Source organism: Acinetobacter proteolyticus (assembly GCF_000367945.1).
Lineage (GTDB): Bacteria > Pseudomonadota > Gammaproteobacteria > Pseudomonadales > Moraxellaceae > Acinetobacter > Acinetobacter proteolyticus.
On the sequence record NZ_KB849179.1, the window covers coordinates 2,592,401 to 2,609,846 of the forward strand.

Here is a 17,446-nt window from a genome sequence, read left to right on the forward strand (position 1 = left end):
TTATGCCATTTTAAATAAAACTTGCTCGCCAAGCACTTCAAAATCCAGTGCTGGAATCACAAAAGCAAACGCTTCGGCATCCTCATCTAAACCGAATTGTTGCAACAATTGAGGAGCCTGTAAGCTCAGAATCTCAGCAGCTTGAATGTGTTGCAACTGTACAGGCATCTGAATATGCCCTTGCGACATTCGAGTAGGTTGATCGATCCATTCTGTCCATGCATGATCTTGATCAACTAAGAATTGAACGGCAGCATCCCAAGAGGGAAATAACTGCTGCCATGCCTCAGGTAACTGTTTCTCGCTTTTGATTTTCACATCACTGCTCAAAGAATAATCCTCATCAACACTCATTTCAGTATGAATCAGGTGCTCTGCCCGCTGATGCTGAAACGTCGATGCATATTGTGCTGGCATTACATCGCTGGCCAGACGACCGCCCAAAACATACAGTACTTGATCAACCACGATCTGCTCAAAGATCACCGTCTTGGGCTGTGAATCATCCAGATAAAAGCGCCAGTTGCTTCGTTTGGGTGAAGGCATGAACTGACGTAATTTCCCCAAGAAACTGAATCCAAAATGCTGATGCTGATAAGTCAAAATGGTAAAAATGGTTTTCCCATCTTTTTCCCATAACGGTACAGATTTCGGATAGCGCAGACGTACTTGCTCAACATCAATCAACCAAGACAAGTACACCACATTGCTGACCTGACTCTGCAAGCGCATAAAAGGCAGTCGTCGCATCATCCTACGGCGGAGTTGTAACAGCAAACCACAACTTAGAATCGGTGCTAAAAGTCGAAGCACAGCGTTAGATATTGATAACTTTAAACGATGTCTATTCATTATTATTCAATAGATTAATGCTCTGTCTGAGCATAAACTGCTGACTCTAGTACGTCCAGTTCAAATCGTGTCCAGCTTCTATTCTACATTTTCAATGTTATGATGCTGCCATTGATTCAATAAACATGGAATTTTGAAATGGCTCAAAGCTTATTGGCACAACTGAAAGATGGCTCGGCAAAATTTGCTGATGTATTAGCATTTATCGAAGCACGTTATCAACACACTCCAACAGCCTTTCAAAATGGCGCCCAGTCAAATGCAGCCACTGAGAACCAAGGCAGTGCTAAAGTACTTAGCTTTGCAAAAATTGAAGGTTTGAATCAAGCGGATACGCTCAGTTTATTTGCGGAGCATTATGCATCTGTATTGGCAACGCCAGAAGCCACCGACCATCAAAATATTCGCCAGTTTATGCAACATGGCTGGGATGGCGTGAAGTTTGAAAGTGAAGCACTGACTGCAAAATAAAAAACAGGAGGCGCAATGCCTCCTTTTTTATCACTTTGCTTTATCAAAATTCTTTCTATGTCGCCTGTTCAAGCATTAAAACCACCATCCACGTCAATCACGGCACCTGTGATATAACGCCCGCTTTCACCCGCCAGATGAAGTACAGTTGCGGCAATATCATCAGGTTGTCCATAATCAGCCAATGCCAGCGTCTCTCGTGCGGCATCGGCATGTGCTCCGTCAGCAGGATTCATATCGGTATCGGTTGGTCCTGGCTGGACAAGATTGACTGTAATACCGCGCTTGCCCAGATCTCGCGCAACCCCCTTAGTCAAACCCACCAAGGCAGCTTTGCTGGTTGCATATAAACTGATCCCATCACGACTTGTTCTTGATGCAAGACAGCTGCCAATCGAAATAATACGTCCATCATCAGGCAAATACTTGCTTGCCTGCATGGTCGCAGCAAACACTGCACGTAAATTGACAGACATGGTGTGGTCATAATCGTCTAATGTGAGTTGATCAATTCGTCCAGTCAAAAAATTACCCGCATTATTGACTAAAATATCCAGTTGTCCAAGTCGGTCGACCGTAGTGTCTACCGCAGTGATTACCTGAATGGCATCAACCGCATCAGCAGCAATAACTTCTGCACGTCGACCCAAGGCACGAATTTCTGTAGCGACAGCCTCAGCTTGTTGCTTCGAACGACTATACGTAATCGCCACATCTGCACCGTGTTTCGCAAGCATACGAGCAATGGCCGCACCAATACCTCGACTTCCGCCAGTCACGAGAGCAACCCTACCTGTAAGTGTATTCATTATAAAAATCCCTATTTTAAAACATAATCAGAAATTCAGTGCTGTTCCAACTCTCTGCTAAGCCTACTTAATGGGCTGAAGCAATAATGATCGTTAGTAAGTCTTAATCAGCACCAATATATGTATCGATCGATATAAATGTAGGCTTAGTATTTCTGATTGTCAACGACTTTTGTATCGACTAGTATATATCTCATTAAATAGAGGAGTTCCAAATGGCACAAATGGGCCGACCTAGGACCTTTGAACGTGATCAAGCAATTCAGCAGGCCATGCATCTATTTTGGCAATACGGATATGACTCGACATCCTTGGCCCTGCTCAAAGCTAATATTGGCAATGGTATCAGTGCTCCTAGCTTCTATGCTGCTTTTGGTTCCAAAGAAGAATTATTCCGAGAAGTCATTGAGTATTACATCGCAACGCATGGTCAGGTCACGAACAGTCTCTGGGATGAAAGTCTTACCCCAAGAGAAGCGATTGAACGAACTCTGCGCCAATCCGTGAAAATGCAAACTGAATTCAGTCATCCAAAAGGCTGTTTATTGGTTCTTTCAACGGCGACCTGTTCCCCCGAAAATCTCCACATTCAACAATTCTTAACCCAGCATCGCCTAACAACTCGCGATAGATTTACACAATGCGTTCAACGTGCTGTGGAAACAGGTGAATTAACGGCTGATACGAATATCGATGCTTATGCGACTAGCATATATAGCTTTTTACTTGGCATATCCGTACAAGCCCGTGATGGAGTTTCTGGTGCTGTTTTAGATGCAGCAGTAACAGAAATCATGCGTCACTGGGACTCACGCGTTGCCACATCACAAATCAGACAACTTCATGATTAAGTCTTTAGCTAAAGAGATTATTGCAAAATAAAAAGGAGGCTTAATACCTCCTTTTTTCTTTAATGTTTTAGGATTCAAGGGCGCGACAATTTTCGCAAAGCTGTCGTTAAACTATAAAAATCTCCACCCATTTTGCCGACACTCTGAAGTTGCTGCTGATCAATCATCTGCCCATCCCAGAGTCGATCATCAACATAAATCGATTTCACATCTAACAAAGCTACTGTTCCACCTAATGGAAGCGTACTCAGTTGAATGATTTCCCTTAACTGGCATTCATAACGCACAGGCGCATGCTTTACCGCTAACGCTGCAACCGCATGACTGGGTTCAGACTCAATCTCAGCAAACTCAAATTCACTTTGCTCTGGGGGCAATAAAGCACAGGATAAATTCATCTTTTCCAATAAAGCCGTATTGGCAATATGCACCACACATTCTTTGGTCGCAATTAAATTTCTGATAGTGTCTTTATCCTGACCATTTCTTGGATTCACTTGTGAATACCACAGAATAGGTGGATTACAGCTGGCGACATTAAAGAAGGAATACGGGGCAATATTGGCAACCCCATCCGCCGACAGGGTACTGATCCACGCAATCGGTCGAGGGGTAATTCCCCCAACCAACAAGCGATAGATTTCATTGGCATCTAAATCAGACGTTTCAAAAATCATGATAACAACAGGTCCAATTTAGGGACGTTCAGCATATTGCGGTAAATCATCGGCAATACAGTCCCACTCTGCTTTGGAAGCCGCAAAAATATGCATGCTCGGTTTTTGCTGCAAAGGTGTATCCAGAGTCCCGATTCTTAATCGATAAAGCTCAGGCTGTGCATCGCGCGAACTGATCAGTGGAGAGCCACATTCTCCACAGAACCAGCGATACACGCCCGATGCAGCAAACTTTTTAACCAGTTCTTCACCTTGTACGATTTTAAAAGCTGAACTGCTAATCGGTGCATTGGTTGCATAAGCCGTGCCATTGGCTTTGCGACAGCGCTGACAATGGCATTGTATGATCTCACCAATTACACCATGAATCTCATAATGAATCCCATCACATAAACAACTGCCACGATATATAGGCGAGATCTGAGACATTGCACATTCCTTTGATGATTTTTCCACTAAAAATATAGGCTAGATCTCATTCCCATGCAAATTACAAATGGTATTTATTCAGAATATGCCAATTTACTCGGACAATCCTTTGCAATAATCAACAGCTAAACTTTTTGGTTTAATACCTCTTGGGCACGTGCATGATCAATATCTTTTTCCCAATGTGCAATCGCAATCGTTGCCACACAATTTCCAATCAAGTTGGTACACGCACGTACAATTCCAATAAACCAATCCACGGATAACAACAAAACCAAGCCAATGGTTGGAAGACTCGGAATGACGGATAAAGTTGCCGCCAAAATAACGAGGGCTGAACCCGGAATACCGTGCGCACCTTTAGAAGTCACTAAAGAAACCAATAAAATTGCCAGGAGATCATGCATGGATAAATCAATATTGCAGGCTTGCGCAATAAATATTACTCCAAGCGTTAAATAAATAGAAAATCCATCGAGATTAAAAGAATAACCTGTCGGAATGACCAAACCTACGGTTGATTCCTTGATCCCTAAATTTTTCAACTTTTTCATAATCTGTGGCAGCACAGAATCAGAAGATGCTGTTCCCAATACAATGGACAGTTCTGCTTTAAAATAATTTAGAAATTTGAATATATTCAAACCTGAAATTTTAAGGATTCCACCTAAAACAATCAGCACAAATAGAATACAAGTCACATAAAATAGTAAGACTAAATAGCCCAGTTGCATCAGTGAATCTACTCCAAATTTTGCGGTGGTGTAGGCGACTGACCCAAAAACACCGATTGGAGCTAGACGAATAATCAAAGCCATCATTTTAAAGAACACTTCAGAGAATGCTTCGATTGCCTTGCAAATCAGCTCAGCAAAATGTTTTGGAATCAGTAATAATGCGACACCAAACAAAATTGCAATCAATAAAACTTGTAAAATATCGCCACGGGCAAAAGCATCTACAAATGTTTTAGGAATAAGGTGGAGTAAGAAATCTGATCCTGAACCGAGACTATGTGCACGTTCGGTATAAACATTGAGGTCCTTAGCATCTAGTTGAGTAATATCTATATTCATCCCAACACCCGGTTTGAATACATAGGCAACCACAATCCCCAAAATCAGTGCAATACTAGTGACCACTTCAAAATATAAAATGGTTTTTGCGCCCACTTTTCCCATTTTTTTAATGTCATTTGCACCATAGATTCCCAGAACAACCACACAGAAAACAATAGGCGCAATCAACATCTTGATCAACGCAATAAAGCCATCTCCTAATGGTTTTAACGCTAAAGAAAAATCGTGAAAGCTAATACCAATAATAATGCCGAGTATTAAAGCAAAAATAACTTGAAGAAATAGACTGGACTTGAACTTCTGCCACATTGAACATTCATCAATAACAAGATAAATATCAACAGTGCAAGAAACTCGCCAAGAGATGGAAATCGAGTGATTTAGAACATGAAAAATATATAAATTTAAGTCAATTCTTTTGAAAACATTATCTTATAGGACTGTGCTCTAAGCGTTGATGCACGCCTTCTCCCGCTGCACGCCCCGTCGCAAAACAAGCTGTCAGTAAATATCCCCCTGTTGGTGCATCCCAGTCCAACATTTCACCACAACAAAAGATGTAGGGATTGGACTGCAATTGCAATTGTGGTGATACAGCGCTTTGCTTTACCCCGCCTGCACAGCTAATCGCCTCTTCGATTGGACGGAAGCCCTCTAAGGAGATTTGGAGCTGTTTGATTTGCTGTGCCATTTGCTTGGCATCTGACCATAAGCTTTTTTCGACGACTTCCCGCAGCAGATTAATTTTGACATTGTCCAAACCTGCTTTACGCCAGAGATTGGCCAAGGACTGCTTTTTATTGCCCTGTAGCTTCTTTTCTAATTGATCAAGACTGACATCTGGCAATAAGTCTAGATGTAAGTGTAAATTCTCCTGTTGCGACAGTTGTGCTCTTAAATCACGACCGAGTTTATAAATCACGCCACTTTCTAAGCCGTAGTGAGTAATGATGATATCGCCATGACTTTGCTGTTCGGGATGTACCCATGCATTGACACGCTTCAGTGGCTGACCAAAACACGCCTGCATAAACGGCGACCATGTTTTGAGCACACCTGCATTACTGGCTTGGAAAGGCTCAATCTCGCTTGAAGCCAGCCATTGCTGCCACGCACCATCACTGCCTAACTGCGACCATGATACTGCGCCACAAGCCAAAATAATCGCGTCATAGTTTGCGTTAAAACGCTGAGTTTGGTTTTCTATCGTGAGTTGATTATTGGATACATCCACACAACGATGACGGTAATGAAAACGTACACCATCCGCCATTAATCGTTTTAACCAAGCACGAAGTAAGGGTGCAGCTTTCATTTCAATCGGGAAAACCCGACCAGAACTTCCAACATAGGACTCAATACCCAGACCTTGCATCCAGCTCTGAATCCACTGTGCATCCCATTGCCTGACCCATGGGCCTAACCATTCAGGTTGATCATAACGCTGGATAAAGTACTCGACAGGCTCAGCATGCGAAATATTGAGTCCTGTTTTACCCGCCATTAAGAACTTACGTGCTGCCGAAGGTTTCTGCTCAAATACATCAATTTTATAGTCGTATTGGCTCAATACTTCAGCAGCCATCAAGCCCGCTGGACCAGCACCAATAATCGCAACACGCTTAGACATCAGATTGCTCTTGCGCTTTTTGACCTTGTAAAGGGGCGAAGTCATCAAAGCGCGTTACATAACCTTCTGGTTTACGGATGATCAACTGTTGGCACAACTCACCGCGCTCTAAATATTTAATTTCAAAATGTGTTCGGGCAGAATCTGCTGCAATTTTTTGCTTTTCGAAGGGCAGTTTCCACAGGGCTATTAATTGCTGTTCTGCTTCATCGATATATTCAGGAATATTGCTTGCTAGTGTAATCGTACCATTCGGTTGAAGGCGAGACAGTAGAAACTCGAAGAATGGCATATTCAGCCAGCGCTGTGCCGGGTTATGCGGTTCTGGATTTGGATAGAGAATAAAAAACTGTTGCACTTGCGCAGGGAACAAAGCATGCACCACCCACGGCAATGCATCAGCATGAATCGGATGTAAATGCTCGCGCGGCTCTAATTGGTGCTGCTTCTGCATCGCCAAAAATTTTTCTTTGGTTCGCTCAATTGCATACAACGTGGTGTGCGGATTTTGCCCCGTAAACAACAAGGCGTGCTTGCCTTTTCCTGCCCCAATTTCTACGCAGATCGGCGTATTGGGAATGGCAATAAAATCACGAGGGGCTTGCATACGTTGTGCTTGAAATTGACGAATCGACATAATCTCATCAAACTATCTAGAAATCGGCATAAGTCTAACAACTCACCTTACTTTTGCCTAATCTATTTAGTTTTTGTTTTAGGAATTTTCTATGCCACGTACATTCCCCTGCCCGCGTTGCGGTGAAGCCAGTACTTGGGAAGCTAATGCATTTCGTCCCTTCTGCTCAGAACGCTGTAAATTGATTGATCTCGGTGCTTGGGCGAGTGATGAGTACAAACTGCCAACACAAGATGCGCCACAAGCTGACCTGAAACGCCATGAAGATGATTATGAAGATTAATCATCTTCTTCGTTGAAGATGTCGTGGTTAACCCGCTTTGCTTGCCACAAAAGGATTGAACTGCTTTTCATAGCCGATGGTGCTCATAGGCCCATGCCCTGAGATAAATTGCGTTTCATCTGGCAGGCTAAAGCATTCACGCTGAATCGAATCTAACAGCTGTTGGTGATTGCCTTTCGGAAAGTCAGTACGACCAATCGAACCTTTAAACAGCACATCACCTGTCCATAACAAACCATGCTTGGCGTTATAGAACATCACATGTCCTGGGGTATGGCCTGGCGCGAAACGCACCTCAAATTCATCCTCACCCAATTTTAATACTTCACCACCTTCGAGCCACTGATCGACTTTGACAGGCTGTGGAATTGGAAAGCCATAACGCGCCGAGACTTCCTGAATCATATCCAACCAGAACTGGTCTTCTTTATGTGGGCCAATCACGGGGATTTTCCATGTGTCAGCCAACTCACCCACGGCACCAGCATGATCCAGATGACCATGGGTTAACCATAGCTCCTTGACCTTGAGACCCAAGGCCTCTACTTCTTTTTTCAATACCGCAGCATCACCGCCCGCATCAATCAAAATCGCTTCTTTGCTCTCGCTATCCCAAAGAATGGAACAGTTTTGGGCAAACGCAGTAACGGGAACAATTTTGACTTGCAGCATAGAAACCTCTGGCGAAAAAAAGCGTCGATTTAACGATGGGCTAAGGTATGGGTCAGTGCGTCAAGATTAGCTTGAACCAGACTTGCAAGCAAATCTATATGTGCCTGATCTGCATTTAAGGCAGGAATATAGGCATATGCTCCACCGCCCGCATGCTGGAAAATTTCTTTATTCTGCATCGCCAACTCTTCTAGTGTTTCCAGACAATCGGCTGAAAATGCAGGACTAATCACCTGTACGGACTGTACATTTTGCTCACCCCATTGTTGCAATAATTGGTCAGTGTAGGGCTTGACCCACTCTTGCTTGCCAAATCTTGACTGGAAGCTAATCGCCCATTCATGCTCTTGCAGATGCAAAGCCTCCGCAACTAGACGCGCGGTCATTCGACAACGATCGGCATAAGGATCACCTTTATCTGCATAAGGCTGAGGAATGCCGTGGAACGACATGAGTAATTTTTCAGGTTTTCCATGCTGCAATTGGTAATTTAATACGCTGTCAGCCAAGGCCTGAATGAACATCGGATGCTGATAATAATCTTTAATCAAGGTAATGCCAGGCAAATGGCGTTGCTGGGGAATCCACTTGGCGAATGCATCATACAACGGTGCGGTTGAGGTCGCAGAATACTGTGGAAATAACGGTAATAGAATCACATGTTCTTGTGGATTTTCTGCCAACTGATCCAGCACGGTATAGATGCTAGGTTGCCCATAGGTCATGGCAGGAACAACCGTAAGCTCAAACTGATGATTTTCTTCTTGTAACCGCTGTTTAATCAGCAGTGTTTGTTCTAGAACAATTTCACGCATTGGCGAGTCATTTGACCAAACCGATGCATAAGCTTCAGCCACACGTTTCGGGCGAAAGGTCAGCACAAATAGATGCAGGATGATCCACCAAAGCAGTTTGGGAATCTCAATCACACGGGTATCAGATAAAAATTGCTTTAGAAAACGTCGTACAGCAGGCACAGAGGCTTCATCGGGCGTGCCTAAATTTGCCAGAACCACTGTCACTTTAGGTTTTTGTGTCAATAACATGGACCGCATCCGCTTTTCATTGAATTCATTCAATTACTTTAGCAGTTTTAGCGTTTTTTTCTAAATTGGATTAATGCATTGTCTTAAACTGAAAAACCCGATTACTGTCTAGCACATTACTTTCTAGCAATTTCTGCCCTTTTGCCGTCAATTGCCACAGCATACGCTGACGATCATCGCGTCCCGTTGGCATAATCCATTCGTTTTGACGCATCTGCAATTTAATCTCATGCAACGCCCGAATATTGACTTGAGCACGAGAAACCGCATGTGTCCTGGGCATCTCCTTGCGCGCATCTTCCAGACCCGTTTCATTTAAATATTCATTCATGCGTTTAGAAAAATATTCTTCTGGTGTTGGAATAACAAAAGCCGAGCCCAAGACATTCAATAATTGAGCCCATGTCATTTTACGATGTGGCTTAACTTCTTTGAAATTACCATCCTGATAAGCATGCATTCGATATTCAAAAGAATACAGTTCATGCATTGAGACTTTAGGGACATTGGTCAGCGGATCTGCTTCACGGTTGCCCAGCTCTGTTTCCAGTTGTTTGACTTTGGCACGCAATGCATCAATTTCATCCCGTAATACCTGCGTATTTTGTGGACGAACCCACCCCACGACAGGGTAACGTTCTAACATTTGCGGCATACTGGAGCGAACAGCAAGTTCTAAATCTCTTAAAGTACGATAACAAAAGACTTGATCGACCTCATGTTGAAGCTGCTTTCTAAACTCTTTAAATTTTTCTTTTAATTCAGATTTATGGTCATGTAGTTTTGCATCACGTGATTCGGGATCTTCATGCATAAACACGATGACAGGCTTCTGTTTAGTCATCGCATAAATGTATTCCAGATGCATATAGCCCACACCTGAAACCGACTGCTCACCATACTGGCTACCTAATAGAATCACCACATAGTCACAATCATCAATCTGACGACGGGCAATCGAGGTACTTAAGGGCGTACGTTGTTCCAGTCCCCACGACAGAAACCCCATGCCCACTAAAGTTTGTGCCAAAACCGCTCGCTCTGGTTGCATTTCATTGCCAGAGGTGGAAATAAAGACTTGATAACGAGTATCTTGCATAGGCGAAGCCCCAATTCATTTATCAATAATATCAAGTATGCATCTTGATTTTTATTAACAGCTAACCCCAATAAAATCTATAAAAATGGCACGATTTAGTGATTTTCCACCCTAATATCGTCCAGATTTTTAATCTTCCATGTAAATTGTTCAGGGATCAGATGTTGTAAAACTGCTTGCAGCGCTACAGCATTGTTCCCACTGACATAACATTCAATCCGTGTAATATTATGACGCAATTTGTCACATAATAACCCATTTTTAATTAAAATATACGCAGTTTGTCGCGCAACTGCTTGTCCAGAATCAATTAATTTTAACTTTTCATCAAAAATCTGACGAATCGCCTCTTTTAAGAATGGATAATGAGTACAACCCAAGACTAAAAAGTCGGCACCTTGTTGCACCACTGGCTGCAAAATCTGCTGCAACACTGTCAAACAAGCAGGACTCATCTGTTGTCCAGCCTCAACAAAAGGCACCAATTCCAGATTGGTTACCGTCAGGACTTTAACCCCTGCTGGCTGGGCAAAGTTTGCCATCACATCTTTAATCAGCTGTCCACGAAAGGTTGCTGGCGTCGCCAATACCGCTACAACTTTAGACTGTGTTTGAATCACTGCAGGTTTTAAGGCTGGGACTAAACCCACAATCGGAAAACGCTCACCATAATGATCACGCAAATAGTCCAGACTAAATGCTGAAGCGGTATTACAGGCAACCACTGCAATTTTACAGCCTTGACGATACAGCCATTCTATCGCTTGTGCTGTAAGTTGGCGGATTTCCTGATCGGAACGCGCGCCATAAGGTACATGTGCGGTATCGGCATAATACAGAATGCGTTCATTGGGTAAATGTCGGGCAATCTCCTGTGCCACGGACAATCCGCCGATGCCTGAATCAAAAACGCCAATCGGTGCATCTGCTGATGCATGTGGCATAGGATTGAGTAAAAGAGGCATGGTTTGAACGGCAGTCATATACGCACGGGTATTCGGTTATTCACTGGTTTAAGCTTAAACCTCAGGTGCTCAAATGCAAGACCAAATCACCACTTTTTAGTGTTAAAACCGTCTCGCCTTGTGCAGTTTCAGACAAACTGCCGTAGTTGACAAGATGATAAAAACTTTGCCGCTGGATCAAGGCATTGATGCCGAATCGCACATGTACATAGGGCCTTAACTCACCCTGATATTCACGCATAAAAATTGGATGCGCTTCATCGACAATCACCACATCCTGATTGCTCGTGGTCAGTTGCAAATAGGTATTCCCTTCAATCTCGACCTGATCAACCTGATTGATCAATAAAGGCTCATCTTCAACCTCGATTTCGATCTGTTCAACAGGGGTTTTGAGGTAGAATTTGCCATCCTCTTTCCAGAGCACCTTGGTAAACAGGTCCAGAAGCGCTTGGCGTTTGACCAATTGACCTTCGTGCCACCATTCGCCATTGGCTTTTACACGTAGATCCATTTTGCCGCAATGCTTTGGGTGCCATTGCTCTAAAGGGGGAATTGACCTTTTGTGACTTTGCTGTACATCTTTTATGTATTGTGCAATGTCCATTAAGTTTTTATCATCAGAAAACACGATTTTTCCCTTATTTTGTAAAGAGCTTGGTGGAGAATCATTTTCATTTATCATAGTTTATGCCTTGCTGACGAGAAAATATGACCACTCAGCCAATTGGCGAGATCAAGGATTAAAACTATACTATCCCAAACGTTTGCAAGCACAATACTATCATTTGTGTTTGGCAATTCAGAACACTCATGGCAGCACCGAATCGCAATATTACGGTTGCCACCCCTAAAAATATGAGGAGTCCTACATGGAACACATCGAACGTGAAGCGATGGAGTTTGACGTAGTGATCGTAGGCGCAGGACCTTCGGGTTTGTCTGCTGCGATTAAAATTCGTCAATTAGCGATTGAAAACAACCTGCCTGATCTTTCTGTTTGTGTTGTTGAAAAAGGCTCTGAAGTAGGTGCGCATATCCTTTCTGGTGCTGTACTTGAACCACGTGCCATCAATGAATTATTTCCGAACTGGAAAGAAGAAGGTGCACCTCTCAATGTCCCTGTAACGGGCGACGAAACATATTTCTTATTATCTGATAGCAAAGCACAAAAAATGCCGCATTGGATGGTACCGAAATCAATGCACAACGATGGAAACTATGTGGTTTCCCTTGGTAATGTGGTTCGTTGGTTAGGTCAAAAAGCGGAAGAACTTGAAGTTTCAATCTTCCCAGGCTTTGCTGCTGCTGAAGTGCTTTATCATGAAGATGGTACAGTCAAAGGCATTCAAACAGGTGATATGGGGATTGGCAAAAATGGTGAGCCAACGCATAACTTCACGCCTGGCTATGAGCTACATGCCAAATATACCTTATTCGCTGAAGGCTGCCGTGGTCACCTTGGTAAGCGCTTGATTGCAAAATTCAATCTCGACAAAGATGCTGATCCACAACATTACGGGATCGGGATTAAAGAACTTTGGGAAATCGATCCTGCAAAACACAAACCAGGTTTAGTGATGCATGGCGCAGGTTGGCCTTTGTCTGAAACAGGTTCTACTGGTGGCTGGTGGTTATATCACGCAGAAAATAACCAAGTCACCATGGGCATGATCGTGGATTTATCGTATGAAAATCCGCACATGTATCCATTCATGGAAATGCAACGTTGGAAAACACACCCAACCATCAAACAATTCCTTGAAGGCGGCAAACGTATTTCTTACGGCGCACGTGCTGTGGTGAAAGGCGGCTTCAATGCATTGCCTAAACTCACTTTCCCAGGCGGTTGCTTAATTGGTGATGATGCTGGTTTCTTGAACTTCTCAAAAATCAAAGGCTCACACACTGCAATGAAATCAGGCATGTTGTGTGGTGAAGCAGTATTTGAAGCGATTGCGGCGGGTGTGGCCAAAGGCGGTGATCTTGCGATTGCACGTGTACTTGAAGGTGAAGACCACTTTGATAAAGAATTAACTGCTTACACAGATAAATATAACAATTCTTGGTTAAAAGAAGAGTTATATAGCTCACGCAATTTTGGTCCAGCGATGCATAAGTTTGGTCAATGGATTGGTGGTGCATTTAACTTTATCGATCAAAACATCTTTAAAGTGCCATTCACTTTGCATGATCTTAAACAAGACTTTGCAGTGCTTAAAACTGTAGATGCTTCTACGTTTAAGCCAAACTATCCAAAACCAGATGGCAAGTTGACTTTTGACCGTTTATCTTCAGTCTTTATCTCAAATACCGTACATGAAGAAAACCAACCAGCACACTTGAAGTTAACTGATCCTTCAATTCCAGTGAACGTTAACTTACCGAAATGGGATGAGCCAGCTCAACGCTACTGCCCTGCAGGGGTTTACGAAATCATGGAAAATGATGACGGTTCTAAACGCTTCCAGATCAACGCAGCCAACTGTGTCCACTGTAAGACTTGTGATATCAAAGACCCATCACAAAACATTACGTGGGTAACGCCTGAAGGCGGCGGTGGTCCGAACTATCCGAATATGTAATTCAAAATAAAAAAATCCGAGTTTAGACTCGGATTTTTTATGCTTTCGTTTTATTTGGCTGAAATGACACTTAACCCTTCTGCACCAGATAGCGGTATTCAGTATTACTGTTTTCATCCAGACTTTCTTCTTTTAATACCAATTCGTGTCCGAGATGCATACAAAACTTTGGAATATCCCATGAGGTTGACGGATCTGTAGCAAGTACCTCAACCACATCGCCAGACTTGGCTTTGCGAATAGCTTGGTGCAACATCATCACAGGTTCGGGGCAACGTAAACCTCGCGTATTGATTTGAACAGCAGGAAGTTTTGGTTGTTCAGACATCATAAAACTCAAATATTCGAAGATTCACATTTTAGCATAAACCGCTCATATAAAAATCATCAACAGTGTTTTGAAAAACTGTACGTTTTTTACATCGTTTTATTGATGCATATCGGCTTTATCTTCGGTATGATGAAAATCATCTAATTGATATAGAGAGTCTTTAGGAAAGATCATGGTCGAGGAATCCAGTCCGTCGTGGGGCATGCGTGGCTTAAGAAAATGGTTAGGCACCGCACCTGAAACCCGCGATGAATTACTCAAGTTAGTTCAAGACTCACGTCGCTTTTTAGAGCCAGATACTGTTGCTATGCTTGAGGGTGTTCTCGATCTGCCAGCAACCAAGATTCGAGAAGTCATGACACCGCGTACAGCGATTATCAGCTTACAGGAAGACGATCAATTACTTGATATTCTGCATGTACTGATTGATTCTGCACATTCACGCTTCCCTGTGTTTTCAGCAGATCAAAGTGACAATGTGGTGGGTATCTTATTAGCGAAAGATCTTTTGCCATTTTTAACCGAGCGCAATGTCAAAGTCGATATTCGTTCATTGATGCGTCAGCCTGTCTTCGTGCCTGAAAGTGCACGTTCAGACCAAGTACTCCGCATGTTAAAAAATACCCAGACCCATATTGCCATCGTGATTGATGAATATGGTTCAACCTCGGGTTTGGTTACCCTCGAAGATATTCTCGAAGAGATTGTCGGTGAAATTGAAGATGAGCACGATATTGCAGATGAAGAAGCGCTGTATATCGTCCCAGACAATGACCCGACCACAGCCAATACCTGGATTGTGCAGGCACTTACACCAATCGAACACTTCAACACTATTTTAGATGCAGATTTTTCTGACGATGAAGTTGAAACTATGGGCGGTTTACTGCTGCAAGAGATTGGTTTAGTGAGCGATTTACAAGGTCAAACCATTGAGCTTGGCGATTGGCAATTTACCATTATTGAAGCAGATGCACGCACTATTCATCTGATTCGAGCTGTCCGTCAATGAGAACCTATTTTGAGAAGCTGTTAAATCCATCTCAAGCACACACTCAGCTTCCTTTTATTTTTCCCCTATTAATTGCACTGATTTCAGGTGCAATCTTTAGTTTGGCTTTAGCCCCTTATTACTTTTGGTGGCTTGCGATTCTGTCGCCTGCACTATTGTATGCGGTATTACGTCAACGTAGTCCACGCCAAGCTTTTGCGCTCGGTTGGGCCTATGGTTTTGGTTTATGGTTTGTCGGCGCGTTCTGGCTGTATACCTCAATCCATACCTATGGCGATACCAATGCCTTTCTAAGCATTTTGATGATTGTCTTTATGGCAGCCGCAATGGGCTTATTTACCGCATTTCAAACGTGGTTATATCGTCGCTTCTTCCCGGAAACACCGCTGACTTTCGCGCCACTCTGGGTATTATTTGAATGGGCCAAAACTTGGGTCTTTACCGGTTTCCCGTGGTTATTTGCAGGTTATGCCTTCACTGAACGCTTACTCGATGGCTATGCCCCGCTATTCGGGGTCTATGCCGTTTCTTTTGTCGTAATTGTATTGGCCTGTGCCTTGGTTGAGATTTTAAATCGCCGTTGGTTCTGGGCCATTCCTTCTGCACTCCTCGTATTCGGTGCTTGGGGCGCTGGTTTTATTCAATTTGTGCAGCCTAAAGCAGCGAAGCCGCTGAGTGTTTCACTGATTCAAGGCAATATTCCACAAGATCTGAAATGGCTGACCGAATATCAAATTAAAACCTTGGAAATCTATGCCACCCTGACGCGCGCAGAATGGGGCCGTGATCTCATCGTTTGGCCTGAATCATCGATTCCAATGTTCCAGACTGATATTCAAGAGTTTTTGGATGCGATGACGGCGCAAGCGAAGAAAACCGATACTGCTTGGGTCACTGGAATTCCTTATTGGGATCTAGCCAAATCCCAACAAGTGGGTGAACCGTTGTATTACAACAGCATTATGGCATCGGGTAGCGACTCCTTTGGCCTGTATAAGAAACAACGTTTAGTCCCATTTGGTGAATATATTCCATTGTCAGGCATGCTGAAATGGGTACTTCCTGCGATGCAGAACGATGTCAGCATGAGTGGTTTTTCACGCGGTGAAGCCAATCAAAAACCGCTGACTGTAAAAGGTCATGCACTGGCAGCCGCAATTTGCTATGAAGTGGCCTATCCCAACCTCACCCGTCGTAATGCCGCTAATAGTGACTTCTTAATCACCGTGTCGAATGATGCATGGTTCACGGGGACGGCTGGACCTTGGCAACATCTGCAAATGGTACAGATGCGTGCCAAAGAGAATGGTCGTTGGTTTATTCGTGCCACCAATACCGGTGTGACTGCATTTATTGATCAGCATGGTCATATTGTTAAACAGGCGCCAATGGATCAAGAAGCCGTGTTACGTGGCGAATTACCTGCTATGCAAGGGCAAACGCTGTATAACCGCCTAAGCGATTACCCAATCTTGATTTTCTCATTGCTTTTATTAATCGTAGGCTGGATCTATCGTCCACGTAAAGTTGATATTAGCTTCAAATCACGTCGATAAATTACAGTAACTTTGTGCCCAGAGGAACATCAAACTCTGGGACACAAAGTGCGACATCCCCGTCTGCATTATGAAAACCTGTCACCAAGCACTCTGATTGAATCGGTCCAATCTGCTTTTTCGGAAAATTCACCACAGCAACCACCAATTTTCCAATCAAACTCTCAGGCTGATACAGCTTGGTAATTTGCGCACTGGATTTTCTGATCCCCAGCTCTTCACCAAAATCCACCTGCAAAATATAAGCGGGTTTTCGTGCTTGTTGAAACACTTCCGCTTGAATGATTCTACCCACGCGTAATTCAACCTTAGTAAAGTCATTCCATTCGATCTGTTGCATACTTTTTCCTTTTCTCTCTTTTAAGCCCAGTTGCAGCATAGCGAATCTATCCAACTCAATAAATACGCTTATTTTTATTTTCAATTGAGCAACTTCATGCTAAATTAATTTTGCTGATCATA

General features: G+C 43.3%; 20 protein-coding genes. 6 read left to right on the forward strand and 14 right to left on the reverse strand.

The genetic code is table 11. The annotated features are described in order from the left end of the window. Window positions 1–852, reverse strand: coding sequence for a DUF2071 domain-containing protein (locus tag F993_RS05025; protein ID WP_004656097.1), 852 nt, complete (start codon window positions 850–852; stop codon window positions 1–3). 138 nt (window positions 853–990) lie between these two features. Here F993_RS05025 and F993_RS05020 point away from each other — a divergent pair, with 138 nt between their 5' ends. Next, on the forward strand, window positions 991–1,323 hold the full coding sequence (locus F993_RS05020) for a HopJ type III effector protein (protein ID WP_004656099.1): 333 nt from the start codon (window positions 991–993) through the stop codon (window positions 1,321–1,323). Window positions 1,324–1,391: 68 nt separating this feature from the next. Here F993_RS05020 and F993_RS05015 read toward each other — a convergent pair whose 3' ends face one another. Continuing rightward, window positions 1,392–2,132: an SDR family NAD(P)-dependent oxidoreductase gene (locus F993_RS05015; RefSeq protein ID WP_004656101.1), complete on the reverse strand. Its 741-nt coding sequence runs from the start codon at window positions 2,130–2,132 to the stop codon at window positions 1,392–1,394. A gap of 215 nt (window positions 2,133–2,347) precedes the next feature. Here F993_RS05015 and F993_RS05010 point away from each other — a divergent pair, with 215 nt between their 5' ends. Continuing rightward, window positions 2,348–2,983, forward strand: coding sequence for a TetR/AcrR family transcriptional regulator (locus F993_RS05010; protein WP_004656103.1), 636 nt, complete (start codon window positions 2,348–2,350; stop codon window positions 2,981–2,983). 74 nt (window positions 2,984–3,057) lie between these two features. Here the strand turns inward: F993_RS05010 and F993_RS05005 are convergent, their stop codons facing one another. The 5 genes from F993_RS05005 to F993_RS04985 form a co-directional block, all read right to left on the reverse strand. Continuing rightward, complete coding sequence (locus tag F993_RS05005) at window positions 3,058–3,660, reverse strand: flavin reductase family protein (protein WP_004656105.1); 603 nt, start codon at window positions 3,658–3,660, stop codon at window positions 3,058–3,060. An 18-nt stretch (window positions 3,661–3,678) separates the two neighbouring features. Beyond that, entirely contained in the window at window positions 3,679–4,089 is a 411-nt protein-coding gene (locus F993_RS05000) for a GFA family protein (protein WP_004656107.1), read from the reverse strand. Between the two features lie 125 nt (window positions 4,090–4,214). Further along, entirely contained in the window at window positions 4,215–5,477 is a 1,263-nt protein-coding gene (gene dctA / locus F993_RS04995; protein ID WP_004656108.1) for a C4-dicarboxylate transporter DctA, read from the reverse strand. Window positions 5,478–5,595: 118 nt separating this feature from the next. After that, window positions 5,596–6,798, reverse strand: a complete 1,203-nt coding sequence (locus F993_RS04990; protein ID WP_004656110.1) for a TIGR03862 family flavoprotein — start codon at window positions 6,796–6,798, stop codon at window positions 5,596–5,598. Then, the gene (locus tag F993_RS04985) at window positions 6,791–7,435 is read right to left on the reverse strand and encodes a class I SAM-dependent methyltransferase (protein WP_004656111.1); all 645 of its coding nucleotides are present in this window, start codon (window positions 7,433–7,435) and stop codon (window positions 6,791–6,793) included. The genes F993_RS04990 and F993_RS04985 overlap by 8 nt, the downstream gene beginning before the upstream one ends. 91 nt (window positions 7,436–7,526) lie before the next feature. On the opposite strand from F993_RS04985, the gene F993_RS04980 reads away from it, so the two are divergent. After that, window positions 7,527–7,718 (forward strand): DNA gyrase inhibitor YacG, encoded by a 192-nt coding sequence (locus F993_RS04980; RefSeq protein WP_004656113.1) that lies wholly within the window; start codon window positions 7,527–7,529, stop codon window positions 7,716–7,718. Window positions 7,719–7,745: 27 nt separating this feature from the next. Here F993_RS04980 and F993_RS04975 read toward each other — a convergent pair whose 3' ends face one another. The 5 genes from F993_RS04975 to F993_RS04955 form a co-directional block, all read right to left on the reverse strand. After that, window positions 7,746–8,390 (reverse strand): MBL fold metallo-hydrolase, encoded by a 645-nt coding sequence (locus tag F993_RS04975; RefSeq protein ID WP_004656115.1) that lies wholly within the window; start codon window positions 8,388–8,390, stop codon window positions 7,746–7,748. Between the two features lie 29 nt (window positions 8,391–8,419). Beyond that, complete coding sequence (gene hemH / locus F993_RS04970; protein WP_004656116.1) at window positions 8,420–9,436, reverse strand: ferrochelatase; 1,017 nt, start codon at window positions 9,434–9,436, stop codon at window positions 8,420–8,422. A gap of 70 nt (window positions 9,437–9,506) precedes the next feature. Next, window positions 9,507–10,535, reverse strand: coding sequence for a DUF4062 domain-containing protein (locus F993_RS04965; protein ID WP_004656118.1), 1,029 nt, complete (start codon window positions 10,533–10,535; stop codon window positions 9,507–9,509). A gap of 95 nt (window positions 10,536–10,630) precedes the next feature. Then, window positions 10,631–11,518, reverse strand: coding sequence for a glutamate racemase (gene murI, locus F993_RS04960; protein WP_004656120.1), 888 nt, complete (start codon window positions 11,516–11,518; stop codon window positions 10,631–10,633). A 43-nt stretch (window positions 11,519–11,561) separates the two neighbouring features. Continuing rightward, complete coding sequence (locus F993_RS04955; RefSeq protein ID WP_004656122.1) at window positions 11,562–12,185, reverse strand: DUF1285 domain-containing protein; 624 nt, start codon at window positions 12,183–12,185, stop codon at window positions 11,562–11,564. Between the two features lie 187 nt (window positions 12,186–12,372). Here F993_RS04955 and F993_RS04950 point away from each other — a divergent pair, with 187 nt between their 5' ends. After that, window positions 12,373–14,085 carry an electron transfer flavoprotein-ubiquinone oxidoreductase gene (locus F993_RS04950; RefSeq protein ID WP_004656124.1) on the forward strand — a complete coding sequence of 571 codons (1,713 nt, stop codon included), beginning with the start codon at window positions 12,373–12,375 and terminating at the stop codon, window positions 14,083–14,085. A gap of 70 nt (window positions 14,086–14,155) precedes the next feature. Here the strand turns inward: F993_RS04950 and tusA are convergent, their stop codons facing one another. Then, window positions 14,156–14,413 (reverse strand): sulfurtransferase TusA, encoded by a 258-nt coding sequence (gene tusA / locus F993_RS04945; protein ID WP_004656127.1) that lies wholly within the window; start codon window positions 14,411–14,413, stop codon window positions 14,156–14,158. 175 nt (window positions 14,414–14,588) lie between these two features. Between tusA and F993_RS04940 the strand changes: the two genes are divergently transcribed. Both F993_RS04940 and lnt read left to right on the forward strand, forming a co-directional pair. Next, a complete protein-coding gene (locus F993_RS04940) occupies window positions 14,589–15,428 on the forward strand; it encodes an HlyC/CorC family transporter (RefSeq protein ID WP_004656129.1) in 840 nt (279 codons plus the stop codon). Further along, on the forward strand, window positions 15,425–16,984 hold the full coding sequence (gene lnt / locus F993_RS04935; RefSeq protein WP_004656131.1) for an apolipoprotein N-acyltransferase: 1,560 nt from the start codon (window positions 15,425–15,427) through the stop codon (window positions 16,982–16,984). The genes F993_RS04940 and lnt overlap by 4 nt, the downstream gene beginning before the upstream one ends. Before the next feature lies 1 nt (window position 16,985). On the opposite strand, the gene F993_RS04930 is transcribed toward lnt, so the two are convergent. Beyond that, window positions 16,986–17,324, reverse strand: coding sequence for a tRNA-binding protein (locus tag F993_RS04930; protein ID WP_032812754.1), 339 nt, complete (start codon window positions 17,322–17,324; stop codon window positions 16,986–16,988). Window positions 17,325–17,446 lie beyond the last annotated feature (122 nt).

Bases quoted from the DNA above. Each gene is read 5' to 3' on its own strand.
- F993_RS05025 (WP_004656097.1), bottom strand. From the start codon at position 852: ATGAATAGACATCGTTTAAAGTTATCAATATCTAACGCTGTGCTTCGA.
- F993_RS05020 (WP_004656099.1), top strand. From the start codon at position 991: ATGGCTCAAAGCTTATTGGCACAACTGAAAGATGGCTCGGCAAAATTT.
- F993_RS05015 (WP_004656101.1), bottom strand. From the start codon at position 2,132: ATGAATACACTTACAGGTAGGGTTGCTCTCGTGACTGGCGGAAGTCGA.
- F993_RS05010 (WP_004656103.1), top strand. From the start codon at position 2,348: ATGGCACAAATGGGCCGACCTAGGACCTTTGAACGTGATCAAGCAATT.
- F993_RS05005 (WP_004656105.1), bottom strand. From the start codon at position 3,660: ATGATTTTTGAAACGTCTGATTTAGATGCCAATGAAATCTATCGCTTG.
- F993_RS05000 (WP_004656107.1), bottom strand. From the start codon at position 4,089: ATGTCTCAGATCTCGCCTATATATCGTGGCAGTTGTTTATGTGATGGG.
- dctA (WP_004656108.1), bottom strand. From the start codon at position 5,477: ATGTGGCAGAAGTTCAAGTCCAGTCTATTTCTTCAAGTTATTTTTGCT.
- F993_RS04990 (WP_004656110.1), bottom strand. From the start codon at position 6,798: ATGTCTAAGCGTGTTGCGATTATTGGTGCTGGTCCAGCGGGCTTGATG.
- F993_RS04985 (WP_004656111.1), bottom strand. From the start codon at position 7,435: ATGTCGATTCGTCAATTTCAAGCACAACGTATGCAAGCCCCTCGTGAT.
- F993_RS04980 (WP_004656113.1), top strand. From the start codon at position 7,527: ATGCCACGTACATTCCCCTGCCCGCGTTGCGGTGAAGCCAGTACTTGG.
- F993_RS04975 (WP_004656115.1), bottom strand. From the start codon at position 8,390: ATGCTGCAAGTCAAAATTGTTCCCGTTACTGCGTTTGCCCAAAACTGT.
- hemH (WP_004656116.1), bottom strand. From the start codon at position 9,436: ATGTTATTGACACAAAAACCTAAAGTGACAGTGGTTCTGGCAAATTTA.
- F993_RS04965 (WP_004656118.1), bottom strand. From the start codon at position 10,535: ATGCAAGATACTCGTTATCAAGTCTTTATTTCCACCTCTGGCAATGAA.
- murI (WP_004656120.1), bottom strand. From the start codon at position 11,518: ATGACTGCCGTTCAAACCATGCCTCTTTTACTCAATCCTATGCCACAT.
- F993_RS04955 (WP_004656122.1), bottom strand. From the start codon at position 12,185: ATGATAAATGAAAATGATTCTCCACCAAGCTCTTTACAAAATAAGGGA.
- F993_RS04950 (WP_004656124.1), top strand. From the start codon at position 12,373: ATGGAACACATCGAACGTGAAGCGATGGAGTTTGACGTAGTGATCGTA.
- tusA (WP_004656127.1), bottom strand. From the start codon at position 14,413: ATGTCTGAACAACCAAAACTTCCTGCTGTTCAAATCAATACGCGAGGT.
- F993_RS04940 (WP_004656129.1), top strand. From the start codon at position 14,589: ATGGTCGAGGAATCCAGTCCGTCGTGGGGCATGCGTGGCTTAAGAAAA.
- lnt (WP_004656131.1), top strand. From the start codon at position 15,425: ATGAGAACCTATTTTGAGAAGCTGTTAAATCCATCTCAAGCACACACT.
- F993_RS04930 (WP_032812754.1), bottom strand. From the start codon at position 17,324: ATGCAACAGATCGAATGGAATGACTTTACTAAGGTTGAATTACGCGTG.